This window comes from Pseudoalteromonas sp. S2721 (genome assembly GCF_005887425.1).
GTDB lineage: Bacteria > Pseudomonadota > Gammaproteobacteria > Enterobacterales > Alteromonadaceae > Pseudoalteromonas > Pseudoalteromonas simplex.
Genome location: NZ_PNCZ01000122.1, coordinates 1 through 380, shown reverse-complemented (window position 1 = coordinate 380; position 380 = coordinate 1). Strand labels below are relative to the sequence as shown.

Below are 380 nucleotides of genomic sequence, written 5' to 3'. Positions count from 1 at the left end.
TATAGGCTGCCACTGTTGCTGGTTTGCGTGATGTAGCAATGGTCTCCATAAGATTTTTACTTCAATAGGATCTATTTGAAATGGCAGTGGAGTTATTACCAAATCAGTGTGTTTTGGATTTAACATGGCTTGGCGGCTGGGCAATGTGGCAATAAGTTGAGTTGATTGGCAAAGTAGGCTCGCGACCATGTAATGGCGTGTTCCTACGCGAATATTGCGGGTTTGGTCTAATTGCCATAATGCCTCATCGACCCCGCCAAGTTTTTGGCTGCCTGATTTATTTGTTACTGCGTCTTCTACGCCCCACCCAGCCCGATTTACCCACATGTGTTCTTGTGCAAGGTCGCCTTCAAGGTTTTGGTGTTGTAAGTAAGGGTTGT

General features: G+C 45.8%; 1 protein-coding gene. It reads right to left on the bottom strand.

Features of this window, described 5'->3' with window-relative positions; translation table 11 throughout:
* Window positions 1-380 (bottom strand): type 2 periplasmic-binding domain-containing protein (locus CWC02_RS20530; RefSeq protein WP_502705413.1); only part of this gene is annotated, 380 nt, incomplete at both ends.